Here is a 24,413-nt window from a genome sequence, read left to right on the forward strand (position 1 = left end):
TCGGCATAACTGCGATTCCATCGCAAGAATGCGATGCGGCTTCTTCGAGGTCAGGGAGACGCACGCTCGGCCGGCGGGCGCGGCACCGGGTCTATAATGAGGCAGAACACCACGCGCTCGTGCTCCTTTGGGAGGCGTCAGACCGGATCTGCAGGAAGCGGCTGAAGGCGTTAATGCCCGCGCTAATTGAGGCAATGGAATGGCAAGGCCACCTCGACCTTGCCACCGAGATCCGCGACAAACTGTTGGCAATGAGCGCTGCGACGATCGACTGCGAATTGGGGCGGGACCGAGAAGAATTAGGTCGCAAGCTCTGACGGCACGCGACGCACTCGTTGCGTCGCAGTATTTCAATACGGACGTCGACAGATTGGAACGATCCGGCGCCGGGTTCCTCGAAGCTGACTTTGTAGCGCATAGCGGTCCATCGACGCGCGGCAGCTTCATCCAGACCCTTGCGATAACCGACATTGCTACCGGCTGGACAGGTGCGCTCCTCTGATCGTGCGCGCGAGCAAGTGCTGTTGAGCACGGTGTTGACGGATTTGCGTAGACAATTGCCCTTTGCGCTGGTCGGCCTCGACACGGACAATGATACGGTGTTCATGAATGAGAGCTGAAAGCCTACTGCGATAACGCCAACATCGTCTTCACGCTTTGCCGGCTCTACCGGAAAAGCGACCAGGCGCTTGTCGAGCAGAAGAACTGCGCCATCGTACGTAGGATGTTCGGCTGTCGTCGGTTTGAAGCCTGGAAGCGGCCAAGCTGCTGGCGGGGCAAGGTCACGATGAAAAGTTCAGGCTGTCGAACCTAATGCCATCTCGCTTTAGGTTAGCTCGGATGGATGTGATGCTGCACGCGATGCTGCGCGCCGAGCGAGGGGCACCAGCATCTCGTTTGCTCCGCCGATCGCGAATCACAGACCAGAACGGAATCAGTCAATTCGGACTTTTTCAACGGCCCCACGCGGCAGCGCTGCCAGGTGGCGTTGAGAACCTTGCTGACCGTGGCCTTGATCCCCTCATGGGCGTCGGACAGGACCAGCTTGACACCGCGCAGGCGGCGCCGCGCCAGCTTGCGCAGGAACGCGGTCCAGAACGTCTCGGCCTCGGAAGGACCGATATCCATGCCGAGAACCTCGCGCCGTCCATCGCCGTTGACGCCGACCGCGATGATCACCGCGACCGAGATGATACGCCCCTGTTGGCGCACCTTCACGTAGGTTGTGTCGATCCACAGATAGGGCCAGTCGCCCTCGATCGGGCGATTGAGGAAGGCCTTCCCCTTGTCGTCGATCTCGCCGCAGAGCCGGCTCACCTGGCTCTTGGAGATCCCGCTCATTCCCATCGCCTGCACAGATCGTCGACCGAGCGGGTGGAGACGCCTTGCACGTAGGCTTCCTGGACCACGGCGGTGAGCGCCTTTGTTTGTGCGTAGACCTGTGAGCGCCGTTAGAAGAGTCATCTTCTGCAAGGGTGCTCACAATGGACGACCATTCGGACGACATAAGACGACCGTTGTCACCGCGCATAGAAGTGTACGCCGGCGGCGGCCGGAAACGGTGGCCAGATGATTTGAAGGCGCAGATTGTCGCGGACAGTCTCGAGCCGGGCGCGATCGTAACAGATGTCGCACGTCGCCATGGCTGCCGGCCCCAGCAGGTACATGACTGGCGGCGCCGGGCGCGTTTGGGCCAGTTGGTGCTGCCAGCTGCGGCGGGAGCACTGTCGTTGGTGCCGTTGGTGTCGGAATCGTCCCCATCGGCGGCTGCAGCTCCCTCCGGGTCGCCGGAAGCAGCCGTTGTGACGGTTGAGCTCCATGGGGCACGAGTTGAGGTGCGAGGGACGCCTGGCCTTGCCGTGTTGAGTGATGCGTTTGTTGCGTTGCGCCGGACACGTTCATGCTGACGGCTCCCGCTGGCCTCATGATTTACGTTGCGACCCGACCTGTAGACTTCAGGAAAGGCGCGGATGGCCTGGCGCTGTTGGCGAAGGAGACGCTGGGCCACGATCCGATGAAGGGCGTGGCGGTGGTCTTCCGTGCGAAGCGAGCTGATCGGGTGAAGATCGTTGTCTGGGATGGTAGTGGCCTCGTGCTGTATTGGAAGCGGCTTGAGGGCAGCGCCTTCAAGTGGCCGCCGGTCGTTGACGGCGTCATGCGAATGAACGCCGCGCAGTTGTCCGCGCTTCTGTCCGGCATGGATTGGACACGCATGCATGCGCCTCGAATCCCGCAGCCGAAAGCGCTTGCGCAGGACATAAAATCTTCGCTGCATCGGGGCGCGAAGCATGGCAGACTCGGGCCAATGAGTGATTTGCCTGATGAGCTGCCGAGCGATCCAGCCGAGTTGCGTGCCTTTGCCGCGGCTCTGCTGGATCGCTGCGCCAGGCTCGAGCGGTTGCTCAAGCTTGCAAAAGACGCGCAGTTCGGTCGGTCCTCGGAAAAGCTTGACGCTGATCAGCTTCAGCTTGTTCTGGAGGATATCGGTCAGGCTGTCGCGGCTCTCGAAGCAGCCGAGGACCGCGCCAATCCCAAAACACGCGAGAAGAGAGCTGCCCAGCGCAGGGCCAATCGTGGCAAGCTGCCGGAGCATTTGCCGCGCATCATCGAGACCTTGATGCCCGCTGCCACCTGCTGCCCGTGCTGCGCAGGCGCCCTTTTTGAGATCGGTCACGATGAGAGCCAGAGGCTGGACGTCGTACCGGCGCAGTATCGCGTCATCGTCACCCGCCGGCCCAAGCTGGCCTGCCGCGCCTGTTACGGCGTCGTCCTCCAGCACGCTGCGCCCGAGCGATTGATCAGTTGTGGATTGCCCACTGAGCGGCTGGTCGCGCATGTGATCGACGCCAAGTATCATTGGCATTTGCCGCTTTACCGCCAGGCGCAGATGCTGGCGACGCACGGTATCGCCATCGACGTTCCACACTCGCCTTCTGGGTCGGCTATGCCGCCCAGGAATTGAAGCCTTTGTGGCATCGTTTGCGCCAGCTTCTGCTCGACTCTTCGAAGCTCTGTGTCGATGAGACCCCGGCACCGGTGTTGGATCCGGGACGCGGCAGGACGAAAACCGGCTACTTCTGGGCGTTATCGCGCGATGACAGGCCCTAGGCCGGACCTGACCCACCTGGGGTGGTTTATGCCTATGCACCGGGCCGCGGGGCCGTTCATGGCTTGCGCTTGCTCGAGGGCTATCGCGGCATCATCCACTGCGACGGCTATCAGGCTTACAAGACCATGACCCGAGAGACGCGTGCGGACGCCCTGTCCGGGACGCTCGCCTTCTGCTGGTCGCATCTGCGGCGCCAGTTTGTGAAGATCGAGCGCGAGGTTGCTCCGGCGCCAGCTCCGGTTGCCCGCGAGGCCCTCGAGCGTATCGCCCAGCTTTACGCGATCGAGAAGGCACTCCGCGGCCGATCTGCTGCCGAGCGCCGCGCGGGGCGACAAGCGCATGCCCGACCTCTGGCTACAGCTTTGAAGCAATGGTTTGAGGCCAAGCTTGATCACTTTGCACAGAAGAGCGACACGGCGAAAGCCTGGCGTTACGCGCTGCGTCACTGGGACGGCTTGACGCTCTACCTTGATGACGGGCGCATCGAGATGGACACGAATGCTGTCGAGCGTGCGGTGCGGCCGATCAAGCTCAACGCCAAGAACTCCCTTTTTGCCGGTTGCGACGAGGGCGCTGAGAATTGGGCAGTCCTGGCTTCGTTAATCGAGACTTGTAAGCTCAATGGCGTCAGTGCCGAGCACTGGCTCACTGATGTTCTCGCGAAGCTCGTCAATGGTTGGCCTGCGGCGCGACTGGACGAACTGCTCCCTTGGGCATCGACCTACACGATGCAGGCGCTCGATCCGAGGCTGGCAGCATGAGCCTGAACACGACCGCCGTCCGGATCAGGGTAACCCTCAAGGACGTGAAACCGGAGGTGATGCGATGTCTTGTCGTACCCATCACCCTGCGCCTTGATCGGCTGCATCTGACGCTTCAGGCGGCGTTTGGGTGGACGAATAGCCATCTCTTCGAGTTCCTGGCCGGCGACGGCCGTTGGGGTATCCCTGATCCCGATGGAGATTTTGACCCTCAGCCCATCGATGCCCGCAAGACGCGGCTCTCCAATATCGTTCAAGAGACGGGCGCGAAGACGATCCACTATCTCTACGACTTCGGCGACAGCTGGGACCATGTGATCAAGCTTGAAAAGTGGTTCGACAACACGACAACGGAGGGACTTCCCCTCTTGCTCGAGGCCGCCGGCCGTTGTCCTCCGGAAGATGTCGGCGGCGCGTCAGGCTATGCCGAATACCTCGACGCCATCAGCGACCCCACCCATCCGGACCACGAACAAATGCGCCGCTGGGGCCCGGAGCGGTTCGATCCCACCGTGATCGACCGGAAGGCCCTAGAGGCGCCGTCAATGCATTGTCGGAAATATGGAAGCCTCGGCGACGCGCCACGCGAACAAAATAGACGTCAAGCGCCATTCAAAAGGGCCGCAGAGCTACGCTTACCCTTCTCGGCCATCCGCCGCGGTTCGAAGAAGCCCGGGAAGTACGAGCCCTTGCGCAGCTTGGGGATGCGCAGCTCGACCGTGCCGGCGCGGGTCTCCCAGGTCCGGGCGCTGTAGCCGTTGCGCTGGGCCAGACGCTCGGGATTCTTCTCGCCGTAGGCCGCGCCGGTCTGGCCTTCGACCTCCAGTTCCATCACGCGTTGGGCGGCAAAGCCGATCATCTCGCGCAAGAGATCGGCATCACGGGTCTTCTCCGTACGCATCCGGCGAAGGCCCCTGCTAGGCCGCTTTCCGGGGGAAGGCTGATCGCGCTTAGGCGGCGCGAGCGATGCTCTGAGACTGCCAATTCCAAGGCAGCAGTTCGTCAATACGTTTGGCAGGGTGATCCGGCAGGCGCGCCAGCACGTCGGCGAGCCAAGCCTGTGGATCGATGTCATTGAGCTTGGCGGTGGCGATGAGGCTGTAGATGGCAGCCGCACGCCGACCGCCCTCGTCGGACCCAGCGAAGGTCCAATTTTTTCGCCCTACGGCGACCGCCCGGAGCTCACGCTCGGCAGCATTGTTCGACATGCAAAGCCGCGTCCGTCATCAAGGAAGCGGCTAAATGCATCCCAGCGGCTGAGGCAGTAATTGATCGCCTTGGTCGTATCGTTGTTCCTGGAGAGCTTGGCGCGCTGCTCGCGCAACCAGGCCTCCAGCTCGACGATCAGGGGGCGGCTACGCTCCTGGCGCACACGCAAACGCTCCTGCGCAGCAAGACCGTTGATCTCCCGCTCGATGGCGAACAGGACATCGATGCGCTTGACTGCCTCGGCCGCGATCGGCGCCTTGCTGAGCCGCGCGAGATCAAAGAACTTGCGCCTGCCGTGCGCCCAGCACGCAGCCTCGATAATCGGGCCGCCCTTGCGATGGGCCTCGTAAAGCCTGCCAAAGCCGGCGTAGGCGTCGGCCTGCATCAGTCCGGCATAGCCCGCCAGATGTTGCTCCGGATGCGCGCCGCCACGGTCGGGCGAATAGAAGAACACGGCCGCCGGCGGATCTGGGCCAGCAAACGGACGGTCGTCGCGGACGTAGGTCCAGAGCCGGCCGGTCCGGGTCTTGCCCTTGGCCAGGACTGGCACCGTGGTGTCATCGGCGTGGATGCGCTCGGCTGCGAAGACGTGGCTCCGGATCACATCGACCAAAGGCATCAGGGTTGCCGCGGAGGCACCTACCCAGTCCGCGAGCGTCGATACGTCGAGATCGATGCCTTCACGCTGGTAGACGTCGCTCTGACGATGAAGCGGCAGGTGCAGGCCGTACTTGGCGAACAGGACATGGGCCAGCAGCTTGGGCCCTGCACGACCGCGCGCAATCGGATGCGAGGGAGCCGGCGGCTGGGTGATCGCTTCGCAGGCCCGGCAGACGAGCTTCTCGCGCACGTGCTGGATCACCTTCCACTGGCGCGGAACGAGCTCCAGCGTCTCGGTCACGTCCTCGCCAATCTTGCGCAATCGGCTGTCGCCGCAGCATGGGCAGATGGCAGGCACCGGATAAACAATACGCTCCCGCGGCAAATGCTCCGGCAGCGGCCGGCGGGCTGGCTTGCGACGCTCGAACGATGGCACCGCAATCTTCTCGGCTGCCATCTGCGCCGCGGCCTCAGCTTGCGAGGCGTTCTCCTCCAGGTCGGCGAGCTGTAGCTCGAGCTGGTCCAGCAAAGCGCCTCGCTCGGAGGACTGTCCGAACTGCTCGTGCCGGAGCTTCTTGATCGTGAGTTTGAGCTTCTCGATCAGCAAGCTCCCCGCCTGGGCTTCCGCCTCCGCGGCCAACCGGGCCGCTCGCTCGGCGCGCAGCATCGCCTGCAGCGTGGTCACATCGTCGGGAAGAGAATCATGAGTGCCCATCGCCGACCAGAGAATCACAAGACGCGGCCGCTGTCCGAACCGCTGATCCTGCTACCGATTCAAATCCCAGCGATCAGCCGGCCGCCTGCGGTCGCCAGGTATGTTGCGGCATCCGCCAGTCGATGCCTTCCAGCAAGTAGCCAAGCTGGGCTGGGGTGATCGTCACTACGCCATCAGCCGACGACGGCCACAGGAAGCGGCCCCGCTCCAGCCGCTTGGCGTAGAGCGACATGCCGAGCCCATCGTGCCAGAGGATCTTGATCAGCTTGCCGCTTTTGCCACGGAACACATAGAGGTCGCCGCCGTGCGGGTCTCGCTTGAAGGCTTCCTGCACCAGCAAGCCCAGCGTGTTCATGCCGCGACGCATATCGGTGTGGCCGGTCGCAATCCACACCCGCACGCCCGACGCAATGGGGATCACCGTAGGCGCCCATCTGCCAGCGCCGCCACGGCGGCCTTCAGCGTCGCAGCGTCGACCGGACCCGTGATCCGCATCCGAGCTCCGGTCGCAAACTCGATCTCGATCGCCCCGCCGCTGCCGGCCGGCGTGACTGGACAGGGCGTCGGCCCTGACTCCGCGACCACCATCGCCGGTACGAAGCCAGGTTGATCGGCGGCATCCTTCGGCTCTGGCCGAAACGAGCGTCGCCATCGCAGCAGCAGTGAGCGCGAAACGCCGTACCGCCGCGCCGTTGCCGCGACTTGGCGCGGCGTCTGTAAGCTCTCCAGGACGATCTTGAGCTTCTCGTCCTCGGACCAGCGCCGTCGCCGGCCCGTGTCCACCACCTCAAGCCGTTCGACTTGGGCACTGCGCCTATCACTGTCCATAAGGACAGTTCTCTCAACAACACGCCTCATTCGGCAAGGCGGCCTTCACCGGACGGATACTCTTCTCCACGAGCGTGCGCAGGTTCATCATGTCGTCGGTCATGGGTGGTTCCTCGGTTGCGTTGGCGTGTCGCAACCCGATCCTACCGGAGAACTTCCGGTGACCACCGCAAAGCCGCCCGCCCGCTACGGCGCTAGTTGAGGCGCGCGTCCGGGCGGCTTTGCTCTACCGAGCTACACCACCACCGGGGACACGACCCCCCAAGTCGGGCCGGCAACTCGCTTCGTTGGTACGTACACCCCAGCAGCCGGCAGACGGCGATTTCGGGGTGGTGCGATTGGATATCGCCCCGCGCATATCGCTGTGCTCCGCACGCAGCGGTCACATTGGGATACGTCGGTTGCGGTCCCTAAAGGATGAGGACAGCGTCGTTCGTCAATCGAGCTTATAAAGCGACCTGTTATTTTGATAAAGTATCTTCTTGGCGGCCTCGATTGCCTCATCACGGCTAAGACTTCCGCCGACGACATGTTCAGTGAGCGCTTGTGCCAAATATCGCTTACCCCACCGTCCAGAGAGCCAATAAAGCTCAGGAATATGATAAGCGTCGCTTGCGAACATTATTTTGGAAACAGGAACGACTTCTAGTACCTGCATGTATCGCTGGAACAAACTCTGGTGCACAAACGGCGTCATAATCGACAATTCAAAATAGCAGTTTGGATATAGATGACTGAGCCAAGCAGCCTTTCCTACTGATGGATACCCCGCATGTAGAGGAATTATTTTCGGCATGCGCATTACATCGTCGCGGTCGAAGCGGCAAACTTCCTCAAGAAAGAAGGGATCTTGATTCCGAAGTATGACTGATGGCGCCTCACCATCGCCGGTATGGATCTGCATCGGAATGTCCCGCTTCAGGCATTCCTCCAAAGCCAACGTGAAATTGTAACGGCGGAGGTCTTTCGATATATTGTAATGAGCCTCTCGATCTCTGGGCGGGATTTTATGAAACGATTCTCTAAGGCTCTTCCATGAATTCCGAGCCACTTCGCGATCGTAAAGCGGCCTGATAAGGCCGATAAATGGAAGAAGATAGGACTTCATTCCATAGGATTTTTTCCCATAGTTTCCTTCCCTCTCTCCGTCGAGCATTTCCATCATCCGAGTTACAAAGCGCTGTTCGTACTCTTCGAACGTAATGTCGAGAGGAAAGAGCTCTCTTTGGATCATCTCGATTCGGGCGAGCCGGTTGGTACGGCAAGGCAATATGGCGTCTTCAAACCGCGATATCTCTGCCGCTCCACAACCTTCAGCATATCCTGTGTCCAGCATAATATTTTCGTAATTTACGTCTCGGAAGAGGCTGTTGACGTAAGCCCAGTAATTCTTTCCGCGTTCATTCCTGGCCTCAATGACCGCTTCAAGTCTTGGTTCGCAGCTCAAAAATTGCGAAAGCTCCTTAACAAGGAACTTCATAAATACGCTTTCCGCGATATCGCGAGTGATACCAGTGACCTTGCTCTGAATATCAAATGTCTTGTTGAGGTCGTGCCTCGTTGCCTCGTCGCCATTTAGCCAGCGGTCATATACGCCCTGTGGAAAGTAATTTGCGATTGGATAACCAGCCAAGGATATGCGCTCTATGTAGCGCTGCGGAGTTGTTTGGGCATCCCGGTCGGTGATCAGGTGACAATGCGTGTCGTCTATCGGCAGGGCATTTACTGCCTCGAATACCTTTATGAACTGAGGATGCTGTCCAGCTAAAAACAGCGAGAGGTGATCGACGTGGGAATTGTTGCGGACGATCATGGCTTTCGTATCTCCGGTCCGGGCTCTCTTTGGCCGCAGGGTCATTACTAGAAAACAGCTCAGAACCGCGGGCTTATCTACCGTCCCAGCAGTCTTGTAGGTTCCTTGCCCTTGACGGCAAAGTCGTTGGCGGCTGACGGCAGATGACATCATAGCGACTTCCACGAACGCGGTCGCTGCACCTCAACGCTCACCCCTGCCTAGCAGCGACCGGCGCAAACCAACAATTTTGGCCAGATCGAGGCCTGCCGCAGCGGCAATCGGCATTGCTGCGAGTTGTTTGGCCGATTAACAGCCCCAGCGTGCTGCGGCATTCTTGACGAGAAAGAGGTCAGGCAGATCGGCACGCATGGCCGGAAACCAAATCGACGTACTGCTCCATTTGCTTAATGTGAGACATCCCGTTATTGTCGCTGACTAGGTGCTCTCGCAGCTTTTCGATGCGCATCAACGTCTTTTCTCTCCGAAAGAAGATGTTTCGGAACACAGGTGTAGGCGTTACATTCTCGATGTAAGTACGGCTTGCGCCATCAATATCGCCTTTCGCCAAATCTAGATTCAGGACCATGCTTAGAATCAGATGAGGCGCCGTATACCAATCCCACGTCAAGCTCCCCAAGGAGTAAGCGATAACTGCAACTCGGTTTGAGTCTCTTTTCGTTCTATAATACTCGATTGGCTGAATCACGTGAGGATGATGCCCTAGAACTAAATCGACGCCGTCCTCCACCAACGCATGTGCCGCCTCAATCTGTCGATGCCGCGGGAAAAATTCAAATTCAAAACCCCAGTGGACCGATGTGATGATGAAATCGCAGCCGTTGTTCTTGCAATCCCTGATCTGTGACTTGAGCAGCTCCAAGTCGGTCGCCACATGCTTAGACATAAGCTTTGAAGTATGGACTCCATAACTGTTTCCATTCGGCAGCTGCCGTCCATTAAGACCAAAAGTAGACGAAACGAACCCAACTTTGACTCCATTCTTGGTAAGTATCCGACCTTTGCCGTACTCCTCGGCAGATCGAGGAACGCCGATGTCGAGGATCCCGTTGCGGGAGCAGAGAGTTTGGGTGGTCTCGAGAGCATCAACGCCCAAGTCGAGCGAATGATTGTTCGCTAGGTTAAGCACCGTAAATTGCTTGCCCTCATGCTGAGTCAGTGCCGAATATTGGTCGAATGAGCAACACATCATCGAAGAGCGGCCGTCCCCTATGGCCTCCTTAACCACGCTTTCTTCTGCCACGACAGATTCATAATTGGCGAAGGATATGTCTGCCTCAAAGACGATGTCCGCGATTCCGTCGAACAGTAGGTCCTTAGAGTGCTCCAGGCCGTTGGCCTGAATTAGGTCGCCGACCGCGCTGATGGTAACGGATTCACGTTTTTTAAATTGAGCCGGCAATTTCACGATGGACTTGTCATTGAGGAACAGCTCGTCGGAGACACTCTCCGAAGTCCGCGCAATTGGGTTCCCGCTCTTGTAGAACCAGTATGCCCGGTCAGTGCTATCCATCTCCGCTCCATCCGCGGCGGCCCCTTCAAGGGGACAGTCCCACCAACCAAAGAGCTTGGCCCTCTGAACGGCATTTAGCGTTTCTGGAGTAGCGCGCCAGATATCCATAGGGCTCTTCGGAAGTGGACGTGGCATAGCTCATGTCTCTCTATCTGATTGAATCATTCACCCATAGTTGACGGATCCGCAGCTTTACTCAACACGTCAGAAGGCTGCTTATATCAAACGCGGCGCCGGCATCCTACAGGATCAAACGCCGTGTTCCCTATCGCGTCCCAGGGCCACTGTTGTTGATCGTGGATCAGCGACCAGCAGGAAAAACTTCCGCGCTCACGACACTCTCTGCTTATTTGCCAGTTCGTCCATCACCTGTTTGGTTGCTTGATAGGCCACGTCAACGATTTCGTCGATCTCCGCCTCGGAAACAACAAGAGGTGGTGCAAAGCCAAGAATGTCTCCATGCGGCATCGCTCGCGCAATAAGTCCCCGATCGCGGGCAGCCTTTGAGATGCGGGCACCGACCTTCAGCTCCGGATCGAATCGCCGCTTCGTCTGGCGATCGGCAACATACTCGATTGCGCCTAGCAGGCCCACGCCTCGAACTTCTCCGACGATTTCCAATTGTGCAAAGCGCTCCTTAAGGCGCTTTTGAAAGTGAGCGCCGACGGTTCGGGCGCGATCGCCTAGTCGCTCCTTCTCGACGATGTCGAGCACCGCATTGGCGGCGGCTGCCGCGATTGGATGACCGGAGTAAGTATAGCCATGTGAGAACGCTCCGACGCGATCGGCAGCTTCCTCCATGACCTTGTAAACTTTCTCGCCGACGATGGCTCCCGAGAGCGGCATGTACCCGGATGTTAGCCCTTTGGCGACTGTGACAAGATCTGGTTCGATCCCGTACAGCGTGCTCCCGAAGTCCGCGCCAGTTCGGCCAAAACCACAGATGACCTCATCCGCAATCAAGAGGACGTCGTACCGCCTTAGCACCGCCTGGATTTCACGCCAGTAGCCCGCAGGCGGCGGTGTGATACCACCTGTGCCGAGCACCGGCTCAGCAATGAAAGCACCAACCGTTTCTGGACCCTCTCGCACGATTAGCTGTTCGAGCTCCGCCGCTCGCCGGCGAGAAAAGTCCTCTTCCGTCTCGCCCGGTTCGGCGCCCCAATAGTGATGCGGCGTGCCGGTATGGAGAACGCCCGGGAAAGGCAGGTCCATGTAATCGTGATAGAATGACATACCGGTCATTGATCCGGAGATCACCGAGCAACCATGATACCCGCGCTCGCGTGAAATGATCTTCTTCTTCTTTGGCTGGCCGCGCAGATTATTGTAGTACCAGACGAGCTTTGCTTGTGTCTCGTTGGCATCCGATCCCGAGAGCCCGAAGAACACTTTGCTTGCCTTGCCAGGCGCCATGCGCACGAGTCGGTCCGACAGCGTAGCCAGCTCTTCAGTCGTGTGCGCTGCGTACGTGTGATAGTACGCCAAGCTGTAGGCTTGGCGCGCAATGGCCTCGGCCACTTCGGTGCGACCGTAGCCGATGTTTACACAGTAAAGGCCAGCGAAGCCGTCGATATAACTGCGCCCCTCTGCGTCCTTGATATGAATCCCCTTTCCGCCAGTGACGATCGTCGGGTCACCAATCTTACCGGTGGCGAAGTCCTTGAGCTGGGTGAAAGGATGCAAAACACTTGAGCGATCCCGTTCAGCAACGGTCTTGATGTCCATCATGTCACTCTCCTATGCCGTCAGGTCGCCGAAGCAGACGTATTTCAGTTCCATAAATTCGGACAATCCGTGTCGCGACCCTTCGCGACCCAGCCCGGACTGTTTCCATCCCCCGAACGGAATGGGTGACCCAGTAAATGAAGCTGTATTGATACCGAGCATGCCGCACTCGATCCGCTCTGACAGTCGCATCGCTCGACGTAGATTGTCCGTGTAGACGTAGCCAGCGAGCCCCATTTCGCTAGCGTTTGCCCGAGCGATAACCTCTTCTTCGGAGTCGAAAGGAAGCACGGCTGCCACCGGCCCGAATGTTTCCTCGCGAGCGATAAGCATGTTTTCAGTGACTTCGCTAAGTAAGGTCGGACGAATAAAATTGGGACCTAAGCTCGCGCCCTGCTGCGGCGAGACAACACGCGCACCCTTCTTCACCGCATCGTCAATGTGTGACCTGCACTTCTCGGCGACTGACAACTTGGTCATTGGCCCGATATCTGTTGTAGGCTCCAGACCATGGCCCATTCTGAGCTGGGCTATCCTGGCGGCAAACTGTTCAACGAAGGCGCCATAAATGCTTCTTTGCACGTAGATGCGGTTAGCAGCCAAACAGTCCTGACCAGACGTAGCAAATTTTGCTGCCATCGCACCCTTGACGACCTTCTCAAGATCGACGTCGTCAAACACAAGAAAGGGAGCATGGCCGCCTAGCTCTAGCGACACTTTCTTGACGCTCTCGGCTGCCCCCTCAAGAAGCAAACGGCCCACTTCCGTAGAACCCGTAAACGAAAGAGCCCGTATTCTCGTGTCGCTCAACAGGGGCTTCGAAAGTTCGGTCGGGTTGCCGACGAGCACCTGAAACACACCCCGCGGAAGCCCAGCTTGCTCGGCCAGCCTGGCCAGCGCGAGCGCGGATAACGGCGTCTCGGCAGCAGGCTTCACAATGATTGGACATCCCGCGGCTAGGGCGGCACCCGCCTTCCGTGTAATCATCGCTACAGGAAAATTCCACGGGGTTATCGCCGCCGCGACACCTGCTGGCTGCATTCGTACGTGAAGCAGGCTTCCAGGCTTATGGCTTGGGATCGTTTCACCATACGCCCGTTCTCCCTCTGCTGCGAACCACTCAAGAAAGCCAGCACCGTATGCGATCTCCTGACGCGCCTCAGCAAGCGGCTTACCTTGCTCGCTCGTTACTATTATCGCAAGTTCCTCCTCGTGGTCGAGCATCAACGAGGCCCAGCTTTGGAGAAGCGCACCTCTCCTTGCGGGCAGTAATTCCCGCCACATAGGAAAAGACCGCTCGGCCGCAGCTATTGCCAGCTCCATCTCTGGGAGCCCGCAACGAGCAACATCCGCGATCTCCTCGCCCGTGGCCGGATCGATCACTTGGTCCCGCTCGTCGCAGGACACCCACTGCCCGTCGACGAACGCCGCTCCAGACAGAAAATCACGACGGCGCAGGCTTTGCAGATACCTTCTAGCCAGACCGATCGAGTGCGGACGTTTGTGCCGGGTACTTTCAAAAGTCATTGGGGGTCCCACACGGTCATTTTGTTGAAATTGGCCATGCAATCAGGATACTGATAGTGCATAGAGATTTGCGTCGCATTTCCCACTAGCTCGCACGATTTCCTGCAACACACCCGCAATTCGCGACGGAATGCACCTAGAGGCTGGAGTTCAATCATGCAATACGACCGGATAGATGCCCGCATCCTGGAGATCGTACAGAAGAACAACCGGCTGACTTCCGAGGTCATCGGTGAAATGGCTGGGCTTTCTGCTACGGCATGTCAGCGCCGGTTGAAGCGCCTCCGTTCGGACGGAATAATTGAAGCCGATGTTTCTATTGTTTCCGCGAGGGCCGTAGGGAGGCCCATCCAGATGCTTGTGCTTGTGAGCCTCGAACGAGAGCGTTCAGACATCATCGACAAGTTCAAGAAAGCCATCAAATCCTCGGCTGAGGTCGTCAACGGCTTTTACGTCACCGGTGACGCCGATTTCGTTCTCTACATTACCGCCCGGACCATGGAGGACTACGAGCAGTTCACGCGTCGCTTCTTCTACGAGAACTCGGATATCAAAGGCTTCAAAACGATGGTCATAATGGATCGTGTTAAGACAGGTTTTGCCATTCCGATTGAGTCTCCGTCCGAGGAGTGACTGTGGCGTTCCTCCCTCGAGCTAAATCTTCGGTGCGGTTTTTCATCGCGCATTTGCCTAGAACGCCAAAAACAAGCGGCCTATTGCTCTAATCTACCCTGCTTGCTCGCATGCTTTCTGACCGGCTTCCTTTCGGATGCTTTTCAAAGCAGCCGACTCGACCAAGTGGCTCGTCGATCAATCGCGTGAGCCATCCAGTCTGACGGGACGATGCAAAATACAAGAACTAGGCAGAAGTTCCTCTGCGGTTCACTCGATGAAGTACCTCTACTTGCTCCGGCGTACCATGGCTGCTACGCCGATTTCCCCTGCTCACGACGAACAACATCAATGTCGATGTTGGGATCGCCGCGACTTGAATATGCCGCGAGGGCGGTAAGCCAGCTTACTGATCGCGAGTCGCATCCGATCCACCTCGCCGATCTGTCGCAGGTTGCTCTCGCATTACGGGCGATGTTTTTTCGCGTCCGAGGCGAACAGGATCATGTTCGATGGCATTTTCCCGGCGTTGACCATTGCTGCAAGGTCTTCGTGCTCGAGCTGTGCCGAGCGGAGAAAGCGTATGGCCGCTTCCCGAGGGCGACGTGCTTTAGGCCGGCACCGGCCGCGGGAATCCAATCATCGGATGCGAGGTAGGGAACAAGATGATCATGTCGTCCAAGCCGAAGAGGTTACGCGCCGATGGCATCATCGCACCACTCCGGCTTCTCACCTTCCGTCGCATCTGGATAGCGAGCGTGCTTGCCAATCTCGGCGCTCTCATTCGGAGTGTCGGCGCTGCTTGGGCAATGACACAGATGACATCGTCTGCCGACAAGGTCGCGCTCGTGCAGACTGCTCTGATGCTGCCAGTCATGCTGATCTCTATGCCCGCTGGGGCGATCGCCGACATGCACGACCGGCGTATCGTTGCGCTGGTCTCGGTCAGTATCGCTCTCGCCGGCGCGGCCGCACTGACGGCACTCGCTTGGCTCGACTTGATCACGCCAAATTTGTTGCTAGCATTGTGCTTTGTGGTTGGCACCGGCATGGCCCTGATGGATCCGGCCTGGCAATCCTCGGTCAGCGAGCAAGTGCCCTTCGAGACGCTTCCAGCGGCAGTGGCACTGAACAGCATCAGCTACAACATTGCGAGAAGCGTTGGGCCCGCCATAGGCGGCATCGTGGTTGCAACCGCGGGTGCGGTCGCTGCATTCGCGTTTAATGCCTTGCTTTATCTTCCGCTGATCGTCGCGCTGTTCCTCTGGAAGCGCACCTCTGTGCCGAGTCGTTTGCCGCCCGAGAGGCTTAGCCGCGCCATCGTTTCGGGCGTGCGCTATATCATCAATTCGCCGTCGATCACGATCGTGATGATTCGCTCCATGGTGATGGGCGTGATCGGTGGCGGGATTATCGCGCTCATGCCCCTTGTCGCTCGCGACCTTCTGCATGGTGGCGCCCAAACGTATGGCACCATGCTTAGTGCCTTTGGTCTTGGCGCGGTGCTCGGAGCACTCAATATCACCGAGCTGCGCAAGCGCATGGGTGGCGAAGCGGCAATCCGCGCTTGCGCGCTTTCGATGGGCGGGGCGATTACAGCAGTAGCGCTGAGCAGCGAGCCAGTGTTGACGGCGGTTGCGCTTTTCCTTGCCGGCGCCGTGTGGATGATTGCGTGGGCGCTATTTAACATTGGGGTGCAGTTGGCGGCGCCGCGCTGGGTCGCGGGTCGATCGCTGGCGGCCTACCAGGCGGCAGGATCGGGCGGAATTGCCATTGGCAGCTGGGCATGGGGTTATTTAGCCGATGTCGCGGGGGTACAGACGACCCTCCTTATTTCGGCTGGCTTTATGCTTGTAACACCAGTCTTGGGGCTCTGGCTGCCGATGCCACGCATCAGCGCTCGTCAGCAAGAAGCCGAAATGCTGGCCGATCCCGAAGTTCGGCTCGAACTTTCCGGGCGCAGCGGCCCGCTTGTGGTCGAGATTGAATACCGCGTATCGCGGGAGAATGCGCGGGCGTTTCACAATGTAATGCAGGACGTGCAGCTATTCCGCCAGCGCACCGGCGCCTATGGCTGGTCCATTGCACGCGACATCGCCGACCCCGAACTCTGGACTGAGCGTTATCACTGTCCAACATGGTTGGACTATCTGCGACAGCGCAACCGCTCGACGACGTCGGAGCGCGCCCTAGATAGACAGGCAGCGGCTTTCCACGTTGGCCCTGGGCCTATACGGGTCCGCCGCATGCTGGAGCGCCCGTTCGGATCGGTGCGCCGGAACGACGATGAGCCTGATCGCGCAGCGAAGGAATTGGTGCGCGGCCAAGGTCTGATCGGAGTTGACGAGTTGACCGAAGCGGGGCGCCCGACAGGCAAGCTTGAGCAAAAGCAAAGATCGCCCTAATCGGCGCTTTGGCCGTATCAGGCATCACCAATGGGCGCATTGCCGTTTAAATGCTTCGAGACGCCAACTCACCCATCGAGCCAGCGACGACGTTCACGCCATGCATTGGATTATTGACCCCCACGAGCACGTCAGGAAGCCATAGTCGTTCTTGGCGTTCAAACCGCCAGCATTAGAGAATCAATTGAATACGGAACAAGCGGCGGACGGCATGCGGCCTTTCCGGAACCAACACGTTCGCAGCTTAAAAAAGGACGAGCCACTCCCAACGAGTGGCCCGCCGAGTCGGGAGGAAATGTCCCCTCGAGGACCTCTGGGATCAGGCCGCAGCCTGTTCGATCGAGGAGGATGGCAGCCCGAGGCTCTCGGCCACGGCTTTGTAAGTAAGCCGGCCGCGATTGGCGAGAGCCAGGTCAAAAGACAGCGTAGCATTGTTCGGAGCGTGGCTGTTGCCGCCAATACGGAAGTCGATCCCGCTCGCCCTGATCAGATATTCGACCTGCGGCTCGATCAGGCCTGGCGGCGAAGGCGGCGCCGTCGTTGCGATCTCCCATGGCAAACCGTCGCGCTGATCGGTATTAAAGACCGTGAAGCGCTTGAGGAACGGAATGGCCTGCGCTTCGTCGCCCGTTTCGCTCGCGCGCCGCTTTTCGTCGACCCGCACAAAGCGGTCGGCATAGACAACGGTGGTCCCGCGTCCGCGCCTGCGGACGTGGCCGCCGAGCGAGAGTGCTTGGCGGAAGGTAAGCGAGCTTTGACCGGTGAATGCGCGTTCGGTGGTGGCCCCCAGAGGATCAGAACGTTGATGCCGCTGTGCTGACGGTCGCGGCGCTTCTCGGCATGGCCAAGGATGCCCTTGATGCCGACGTGCCCCAGGGCTGCACCCAAGGCGCGCGGCCGGTCTCAAGCTCGCCGATGATCTTGTTGGTGATGTCGTCGTAAAGGTTTGTCCGGTCCTCACCGGTACGCGCCTGAAGATCGTGTCTGGACATCGCGGGTCTCCGCGACGGGCGCCGCGAGCCTCTCTCGCAGCCTGTAACCCGTCACGGCACGGCCCGCGCGACACTCTGACTCTCGGCCTCCAATTGAAGAGGTTCCGAATCGGTGCGCCGGACCTACCCTTCCGCCCCCTTTCCGTCATGTGATTTGCAGGCCCGACCGGGCGTGCGCCGACGGCGCATCGCAAGCCTCTCCGTCGGCATCCAGGGTCCCCTTTCGCAAAGCCGAAAGGTTGACCCTATGGGAGCCAGAAGAGGTCTCGTCACCCCGGGTTCGCTTTTGCGATACCCCGGGCGACATCATCCCGGAATGGTGGGCGACATCATCTCGGAACGGGTGGGCGACTTCAAAACTTCAAATCGGAGTGCTGGGCGAGATCATCTCGGAATGCTGGGCGACATCGATCGGAATCCGCATGACCCGGCGCTTGGGCGATTTGTTGCGCAATTGCAGGCCCAATTCGCGATAGATGCGGCGGGTCTTGTTCTGGCCGTGACGCCATCCTTCGCGGCGGAGGAGCACGTGGACACGGCGATAGCCGTAGCGCACGCGGACATGGCAGATCTCCTTGATCCGTTTTTCCAAGGCCGCCTGGCCGGAGCCACGAGACTTGTAGTGGTAGGTCGACCGATCGAAGTCGAGGGTCGCGCAGGCTTTGCGGATCGACACCTGCCACTCACCACAAAGCTCGTCGACGAGCTTGCGCTTCCGACCAGGCTTCACAGCTTTCGGCGGATCACGTCCTGCAGCATCTCCTTGTCGAGCGATAGGTCCGCCACCGGCTTTTTCAGCTTGGCGTTATTGTCCTCGAGCTGCTTCAACCGGCGCATCTCGGTCGGCAGCAGTCCGTCGTACTTTTTCTTCTTGAAACAGGTCGCCCGGCTGATCCCGCCTTGCGGCAGATCTCCGCCACGGCGCCCGCGTCGCTACCCTGCTTCAGAATGAACGCCCTCTGGGCGTCCGAAAACTTCGAGCCCTTCATCGGTGTCCGCTCCTCCCAGCCGAGGGGATTTACGCAGCGCAACTCTAGCCAAAAATGGTCCAGTTTGCCGGCCTCAGATCACGACCCAAAGGCACGCTCCCGGGTTGGAGGCGCCTGGGTCGAAGCCCTGCTTGAACGGCGTCGGCCGATGGTCGCCGCCATCGCCGTTGCCACCAAGTTGGCCCGGATCGTCTGGGCGATGTTGACGAGCGGGGAATTGTCGGCCTAAGCTCGCGACCTGAATGTCGCGTGTGTTGGCCACGTTATAGTGTGAGGGCAAATGACAGCATGATGGACACCGGCGGAGCTGGGGATCGAGCAAGCCCGAAGAGCTTTAAGCGAAACAAGCGCGACCCGTTGATGAGGCCTCGATCCGCGATCTCCATCAGGGCCAGCGGCCATGGCATCGGTCGCACAAACAGGCCGTATACATGAACGTACCCGACCGGTGTCCAAAGTGCTGCTGAAATCCCTTGCATCCGCGGGGCCGTCTATACTTAAAGCTCTCGATGAAGGCATTCTGCATGGGCCTGCCCGGCGCGATGTAATGCCATGCAACACGGCTCTGATCGGCCCACGTTAGGATCGCGTTGCTGGTGAACTCGCTGCCATTGTCGCTGACCACCATCTTCGGCCTGCCGCGTTCCATCACCAGCCGGTCTAGCACCCGCGCTACGCGAGTTCCCGAGAGCGAGGTGTCGGCCACCAGTCTCGCGGGTGCAATCATCGACGAGGGTGGGGATACGGAATCGACGGCCATCGGTGAGCTGATCCGATACGAAGTCAAGCGACCAGCGGCCGTTCGGCGCCATCGGCACCATCGTCGGCGCCCGGGTCCCGATCGCCCGCTTGCGCCGGCCACGGCGGCGCACCGCAAGCCTCTCTTCCCGGTAGAGCCGGAACGGTTTCTTGTCGTCTAATCGCTGTCAACTGCCCTGGGTACCGGACCTTGTCGTCTTCGAGGTCGGAAGAATGTGCCGCCTCATCATGGCCCTCGCAAGTGGATCTCCCCAAGTGATTCCCGCGGTCTGAAGCCGCCCGAGAAGTTACGGGATAATCCAGCCAGCGTCCGTCCAGGGCGATCTACAGAGATCATATTGGCTTAGCTAGCTAGGCTCAGCTAGCCGGTGCAACCGCGAACTCCGTGCCATCCAGCCAGATACGATGCAGGATGATGGCGAGTTTGCGCGCACGGCGAGCTTCGCCTTTCGCGACCCGATCCGAGCCATCAATTGCTGCCCCCAACGGTGGAGTGCACTATCTTTGCGCACGCGCGTCATGAGCGCGTTGGCCGCCTCGAACAGAAGTCTTCGGCTCATGCGGTCACCTGCAGAGATATCGACCTCGCCGGATTGATAGCGCTGAGGTGTCAGGCCGAGAAACGGTCCGACATCGGTGGATCGGGAGAAGCGTTAGGATCGTCTATGGCCGTCGTGAACGTCAATGCAGTAATCGCGCCTACACCGGGGATCGTTATCATGCACTGGCAGGCCTCATGGGAGCGCGTAAGACGTAGAAGTTGCGAATCGAGCCTCTGCCTGCGCTCTCCCGCAACACGCCAAGCCTCAAGCAGCGCGTCAATGGCGCTTCGGATCAAGGGGTCCGCCGGACATCGCGTAAGCACTGCGCGCTCGAACGTTCCACCCTTACCGGCTGCGAGCACCACGCCGAAGGTCTTCAGTAGACCACGAATTTGATTGTAAAGCGTCGTACGAATCGCGACGAGTTCGCCTCTGGCTGAGAGCAGGGCTCGGATACGACAGCTCTGCAGGCTCTTGATGGCGACGGGCCGGTACCAACCGGAGCGCACCACTTGCGCGATCCCAAATGCATCGTTCACATCCGTTTTGTTAACTTGTAGCGAGAGCGCCGCCGCGACATCGGGCGCGTGGATGCAGTCGATTGGAACGTCGAGAGCGCGGAGCCCATGCCAAAGCCAGATCGCCAACGGCCCGGTTTCCATGCCGACCCGAACTGCGTCTGGAGCGTGCTCGCGCAGCGCCATCGCGATGCACTTCGTTCCGAGGAGCATTTGCCCCGCCAAGTGCGCCGACTGTCACCGTCGATGACACAAATCTCTGTTTTCCTTTTGCAATACGTCCCAACCAACATAAAGGGTCATCACATGCTGTCATTCGGCCTGCAATATTGACCCCCCGTATTGCCGCATCAGCAAATGTTACCCTGATGGCACGGATGCGAAGTCGACTGGTCGGCCGCGCCATGTAGCTTTCCCGGCTTGCTCGACGAGAGGGGCTGTGGGCGGGTCGGGCCCTACATAGCCCGAGCCGTCCACAATCCCGGGCAATGGGGCAGCGGTGGTGGCCTCACCGAGCGGCTCCTCCGCAACCAACTGCTCGGCGGTCTTCCGTCTAAGCGCCCTCAGCAGACGCTGCACGATCGAATGCTGTCTCGTCCCGAACTCCTCTGGGTGTTTCTCCCTCAGCCGGTCGACGATGGCGAGCGCGGTTAACTGCGGTTGCGTAGTGAGCCAGCCCTCGATCGTTAGGATATGCGGGTCGAGTTTGGACGGCATGCGAACCCTGGTTTTATAGGGCCGACGGGGGTGCCGGTGCGTGGCACGCGGCTCGCCGGACGTCGTCGTCTTACCGAGTGTCTTCGCAAAAGTGGCTGCGGTCGCTGGCGCGGTGCTCGTGCTGTCGGGTTGCAAGCCGCGTACCTGTCCGGGACGACGATCGACGCGATTGCCGAGTTCGTCCTGGGTCGCGCGAATCTCGGACAACAGCGCGACTGGATCGAGCGAGCGATACTGATCGCGCAGCCGCTTCTTCACGGCCGCGGTCACCTTGGGATGCGCCAATGCGCGCTCATAGGGCGTCGATGGAAGATGATAGCGTTTGATCACCTTGGCCCCTTCGCGGCGCTTCTCCTTGAGCTTGAATGACGGCTGGAAGAAGTTGACGTAGAGCCGTGCCGCCGCATAGAGGCGGCCCATCACACGGGCCGTATCGACGCCATCGAAGCGGCCGTAGCCCATCAGGCGACGGACGACGGCACCATTCTTCTGCTCGACGAACGCCTGGTCATTCTTCTTGTAGGCGCGGGAGCGAGTGACTTCGAGCTTCTGTTCGCGACACCATGGCACAACGACATCGTTCATGAAGGCGCTGTCGTTGTCAAAGTCTACGCCGCGCAACAGCCAGGGGAAGAGGCTCTGCGCCCGATTGATTGCCTCGACGACCAGCGAACCTTCCCGCGTCAGCAACGGCAGGCACTCCGTCCAGCCGGTAGCGACATCGACCATCGTCAGGGTCTGAATGAACGAGCCAGCCACCGACGTGCCGCCATGGGCGACCATGTCAACCTCGCAGAAGCCGGGCGGCGGGCTGTTCCAGTCATTAAAGGTGCGGATCGGGACCTCGCGCCGGATTGCCGAATAGAATCCAGCACGGCGCCGCCTCCCGCCGCTCGCCGCGATCTTCACATCGACGAGCACGCGATCGATGGTGGCGGCGCTGATCGCCAGAACACGATCACGGTCCGACGGGCCAAGCTGCAATCGGCCATGTTGCTCAAGGGCAGGCAGCAAGGTCGGGATCATCACCTTGAGCCGCTTGCCGCACACCCGATCCGACGCCTCCCACAGCGCCGTCAGCGCGTCCTTGATCGTCGCGCCATATCTGCGTCTTCGCTTTCTTGTTGTCTCGAGCTTGCCCGATCCAACCGTCTCGCGTCGCCGGAGCGCGCGCACCGCATGCTTGCGATGCCAGCCCGTCGTCGCGCACAGCTCGTCGAGGATCCGTCCCTTCTCCCCTCGTTTGGCCGACCGGTAACGCTCCGTTACTGCCGACACCACCTCGCGCCGCGCGCCCATGCTGATCTTTCCCGCCATAGACGCCACCGAACCAATTCGATGGCCCCGACCCAATCATCGGCGAGAAGTTGTCCAGTAACATTCTGGATGAGGCAATGCGGGGGTCAAATTTGCAAGCCGATTGACAGATCATATCTCCGCTGGCCCTGATGAAGTCCGACAACCAAGGGGTCACATCAAGGATGCGAGCTTTAAAGCTCACACGACTGGTCGGGTTTTCCTGGCTTTCGGTGGCGACCGTTGTCTTTCATCATGCCTTTCTTGCACTTACCAAGCTTATTGCGCCTTTCGGATGCGGCTATCCGACACCAAGATTCAAGGCTTGGCAAACATCTCAGTGCGGAAGCATTCTCCCGTTTTCATCTTGCCCAGATGATCCGAGCGAGCTTGTTAGCGAGGCGACGGTTACAAGCCGCGCCGGCTTTTTTGCAAGCGCCCGACATCCCAGTCGCGCAAGCCGCCGCGGCGTTTCCCGACAACGTTTAGAAGCGATGTTGCGCCGAGAACAAGTAGCTTCCTTATGTATCGATTACCCGCTTTGGTGATGGCTCCGAGAGTCGGTTTACCCCCGCTTGAAAATTTGCCTGGGCGTCAGCCCCAGCCAGGCAGCAAAATCCCGCCCGGAGTTGAATACGCTCGGGTCGGGTACACTGGCTGCAATTACCGAGGCAACAAGCTTGCCAATGCCGGGAATTTCTCCGAGCGAACGGCTCGTCTCGCTGAGCGCGTGGACCTTGGCGATCTGCCTCTCTAAATCATTGAGCGCGCCTCCGAGCGCATCAATTTTTTGACCGAGAACCCTTGCTGCCATGACAGCAGCGTCCGGCAGACCCGTGTCGCCTTCTGCGAGACTTAAGAGCTCGTCGACGCGGCCGGTGCCCTTGGCGACGACAAGGCCGAATTCGGCTAGATGGCTGCGTAGAGCGTTTACGCTCATCGTTCGCTGTTTGACGAGCAACTCGCGCGTTGCTTGTGCAGCATCAGGGTCGCCTGCTGATCAGCGCTCTTGATCGCACAAAGCGCATGGCAGGACGCGAAACCGCTTCACAGATGGCTTCCGGGTGACTGCATCATTCTTTCCGCGCTTGACATATGGTTTTGTGTAGGCCGGCGGTATCAGAGATACATCATGTCCCATAGCCTTCAATTCGCGCGCCCAATAGTGCGCTGAGCCACAAGCCTCCATACCAACGCGGCATGGTTCGATCTTAGAAAGAAACTCGCGCATGGTCCGGCGCATCAGTTTGCGCTTTACGGCTGGAGCATCCTCGCTGGATAGCGCGTGAATCTGAAAATAGTTCTTGGCGAGATCAACGCCAATTCTGATAAACTTCATTGCGGACGGTCTCCCTTCTTAGTGGCGCTCTGGCGGCCACGCCTTGGCACTATGATGCCGTTGAGGTGAGGCCGTCCACACCATCAAGGATAGGAGATCGACCCTGGCGAGGCTTTTCATGCGCGCCGCGATGCGGCTGTCACCCTTGGCCAGGGACGGGTCATCGATCAGGCGCGGCAGCCGGGCGTAGAGGACCGAGCGATTGTCACGGAAAGCCTTGTGGCCGATGGCGCAGGCCAACCAACTCTTCCCGACGCCGGCCGGCCCGATAATGGCCAAGCCCTCATGGGCGGCGATCCAGTCGCCCTTGTCGAACAGTCGGCGATCGAGACCGCGCGCAGCGCGGCCGCCGTTGCTTCAAGTTCGATGAACGCATCGGCCATGCCTGCCAGACCGAGTTGGCCCAGCAGTTCGAGAGTCGGGTGTTTGAGCATTGCAGTC

14 protein-coding genes and 11 pseudogenes are annotated in these 24,413 nt (G+C 59.7%); 8 read left to right on the forward strand and 17 right to left on the reverse strand.

Annotated features, from left to right (window positions below; translation table 11 throughout):
• Positions 1-15 precede the first annotated feature (15 nt).
• Positions 16-778: pseudogene (locus tag IVA98_RS13435) on the forward strand (ISNCY family transposase); the annotation flags it as partial.
• A gap of 185 nt (positions 779-963) precedes the next feature.
• On the opposite strand, the pseudogene IVA98_RS13440 reads toward IVA98_RS13435, so the two are convergent.
• Positions 964-1,424 (reverse strand): annotated as a pseudogene (locus IVA98_RS13440) (IS256 family transposase); the annotation flags it as partial.
• Positions 1,425-1,484: 60 nt separating this feature from the next.
• Between IVA98_RS13440 and tnpA (IVA98_RS13445) the strand changes: the two are divergent.
• The 4 genes and pseudogenes from tnpA (IVA98_RS13445) to IVA98_RS13460 all read left to right on the forward strand — a co-directional run bounded on the left by tnpA (IVA98_RS13445) (position 1,485) and on the right by IVA98_RS13460 (position 4,625).
• Positions 1,485-1,907, forward strand: a complete 423-nt coding sequence (tnpA, locus tag IVA98_RS13445; RefSeq protein WP_247355068.1) for an IS66-like element accessory protein TnpA — start codon at positions 1,485-1,487, stop codon at positions 1,905-1,907.
• 17 nt (positions 1,908-1,924) lie between these two features.
• Positions 1,925-2,206, forward strand: a pseudogene (gene tnpB / locus IVA98_RS13450) (IS66 family insertion sequence element accessory protein TnpB); the annotation flags it as partial.
• A 99-nt stretch (positions 2,207-2,305) separates the two neighbouring features.
• Positions 2,306-3,870, forward strand: a pseudogene (tnpC, locus tag IVA98_RS13455) (IS66 family transposase).
• Positions 3,871-3,929: 59 nt separating this feature from the next.
• On the forward strand, positions 3,930-4,625 hold the full coding sequence (locus IVA98_RS13460; protein ID WP_247355086.1) for a plasmid pRiA4b ORF-3 family protein: 696 nt from the start codon (positions 3,930-3,932) through the stop codon (positions 4,623-4,625).
• Here the strand turns inward: IVA98_RS13460 and IVA98_RS13465 are convergent.
• From IVA98_RS13465 to IVA98_RS13500, 8 genes and pseudogenes are all read right to left on the reverse strand, one after another.
• Positions 4,511-4,771, reverse strand: a pseudogene (locus IVA98_RS13465) (transposase); the annotation flags it as partial. The gene IVA98_RS13460 and the pseudogene IVA98_RS13465 sit on opposite strands and share 115 nt — an antisense overlap.
• A gap of 49 nt (positions 4,772-4,820) precedes the next feature.
• A protein-coding gene (tnpC, locus tag IVA98_RS13470; protein WP_524536377.1) for an IS66 family transposase occupies positions 4,821-6,394 on the reverse strand; the annotation gives its coding sequence in 2 pieces (ribosomal slippage) (positions 4,821-5,087 and positions 5,090-6,394; 1,572 coding nt in all).
• Between the two features lie 73 nt (positions 6,395-6,467).
• Positions 6,468-6,815: an IS66 family insertion sequence element accessory protein TnpB gene (gene tnpB, locus IVA98_RS13475; protein ID WP_247355069.1), complete on the reverse strand. Its 348-nt coding sequence runs from the start codon at positions 6,813-6,815 to the stop codon at positions 6,468-6,470.
• Positions 6,812-7,222, reverse strand: a complete 411-nt coding sequence (gene tnpA / locus IVA98_RS13480; protein WP_247355070.1) for an IS66-like element accessory protein TnpA — start codon at positions 7,220-7,222, stop codon at positions 6,812-6,814. The genes tnpB (IVA98_RS13475) and tnpA (IVA98_RS13480) overlap by 4 nt, the downstream gene beginning before the upstream one ends.
• A 436-nt stretch (positions 7,223-7,658) precedes the next feature.
• Positions 7,659-9,035, reverse strand: a complete 1,377-nt coding sequence (locus IVA98_RS13485) for an amidohydrolase family protein (RefSeq protein ID WP_247355071.1) — start codon at positions 9,033-9,035, stop codon at positions 7,659-7,661.
• 331 nt (positions 9,036-9,366) lie between these two features.
• Positions 9,367-10,656 (reverse strand): CapA family protein, encoded by a 1,290-nt coding sequence (locus IVA98_RS13490; RefSeq protein ID WP_247355072.1) that lies wholly within the window; start codon positions 10,654-10,656, stop codon positions 9,367-9,369.
• A 222-nt stretch (positions 10,657-10,878) separates the two neighbouring features.
• Positions 10,879-12,279 (reverse strand): aminotransferase, encoded by a 1,401-nt coding sequence (locus tag IVA98_RS13495; RefSeq protein WP_247355073.1) that lies wholly within the window; start codon positions 12,277-12,279, stop codon positions 10,879-10,881.
• A 9-nt stretch (positions 12,280-12,288) separates the two neighbouring features.
• On the reverse strand, positions 12,289-13,803 hold the full coding sequence (locus tag IVA98_RS13500; RefSeq protein WP_247355074.1) for an NAD-dependent succinate-semialdehyde dehydrogenase: 1,515 nt from the start codon (positions 13,801-13,803) through the stop codon (positions 12,289-12,291).
• Positions 13,804-13,959: 156 nt separating this feature from the next.
• Between IVA98_RS13500 and IVA98_RS13505 the strand changes: the two genes are divergently transcribed.
• On the forward strand, positions 13,960-14,436 hold the full coding sequence (locus tag IVA98_RS13505; protein ID WP_057750689.1) for an Lrp/AsnC family transcriptional regulator: 477 nt from the start codon (positions 13,960-13,962) through the stop codon (positions 14,434-14,436).
• Between the two features lie 644 nt (positions 14,437-15,080).
• Positions 15,081-16,820 (forward strand): MFS transporter, encoded by a 1,740-nt coding sequence (locus IVA98_RS13510; protein WP_524536378.1) that lies wholly within the window; start codon positions 15,081-15,083, stop codon positions 16,818-16,820.
• Between the two features lie 448 nt (positions 16,821-17,268).
• Here the strand turns inward: IVA98_RS13510 and IVA98_RS13515 are convergent.
• Both IVA98_RS13515 and IVA98_RS13520 read right to left on the reverse strand, forming a co-directional pair.
• A pseudogene (locus tag IVA98_RS13515) lies at positions 17,269-17,812 on the reverse strand (ArdC-like ssDNA-binding domain-containing protein); the annotation flags it as partial.
• Positions 17,813-18,236: 424 nt separating this feature from the next.
• Positions 18,237-18,801: pseudogene (locus tag IVA98_RS13520) on the reverse strand (transposase); the annotation flags it as partial.
• 85 nt (positions 18,802-18,886) lie between these two features.
• On the opposite strand from IVA98_RS13520, the pseudogene IVA98_RS13525 reads away from it, so the two are divergent.
• Positions 18,887-19,030, forward strand: a pseudogene (locus tag IVA98_RS13525) (IS110 family transposase); the annotation flags it as partial.
• A 261-nt stretch (positions 19,031-19,291) separates the two neighbouring features.
• On the opposite strand, the pseudogene IVA98_RS13530 reads toward IVA98_RS13525, so the two are convergent.
• From IVA98_RS13530 to IVA98_RS13550, 6 genes and pseudogenes are all read right to left on the reverse strand, one after another.
• A pseudogene (locus tag IVA98_RS13530) lies at positions 19,292-19,712 on the reverse strand (DDE-type integrase/transposase/recombinase); the annotation flags it as partial.
• 195 nt (positions 19,713-19,907) lie between these two features.
• Positions 19,908-20,174 (reverse strand): hypothetical protein, encoded by a 267-nt coding sequence (locus IVA98_RS37645; protein WP_524536379.1) that lies wholly within the window; start codon positions 20,172-20,174, stop codon positions 19,908-19,910.
• Positions 20,171-20,833 (reverse strand): IS110 family transposase, encoded by a 663-nt coding sequence (locus IVA98_RS13535; protein ID WP_247355076.1) that lies wholly within the window; start codon positions 20,831-20,833, stop codon positions 20,171-20,173. The genes IVA98_RS37645 and IVA98_RS13535 overlap by 4 nt, the downstream gene beginning before the upstream one ends.
• A gap of 147 nt (positions 20,834-20,980) precedes the next feature.
• Positions 20,981-22,654, reverse strand: coding sequence for an integrase catalytic domain-containing protein (locus tag IVA98_RS13540; protein ID WP_247355077.1), 1,674 nt, complete (start codon positions 22,652-22,654; stop codon positions 20,981-20,983).
• Positions 22,655-22,995: 341 nt separating this feature from the next.
• Positions 22,996-23,972, reverse strand: a pseudogene (locus tag IVA98_RS13545) (IS110 family RNA-guided transposase).
• A 63-nt stretch (positions 23,973-24,035) separates the two neighbouring features.
• Positions 24,036-24,406: pseudogene (locus IVA98_RS13550) on the reverse strand (ATP-binding protein); the annotation flags it as partial.
• Positions 24,407-24,413: the final 7 nt, after the last annotated feature.

This window comes from Bradyrhizobium sp. 160, from assembly GCF_023073735.1.
Lineage (GTDB): Bacteria > Pseudomonadota > Alphaproteobacteria > Rhizobiales > Xanthobacteraceae > Bradyrhizobium.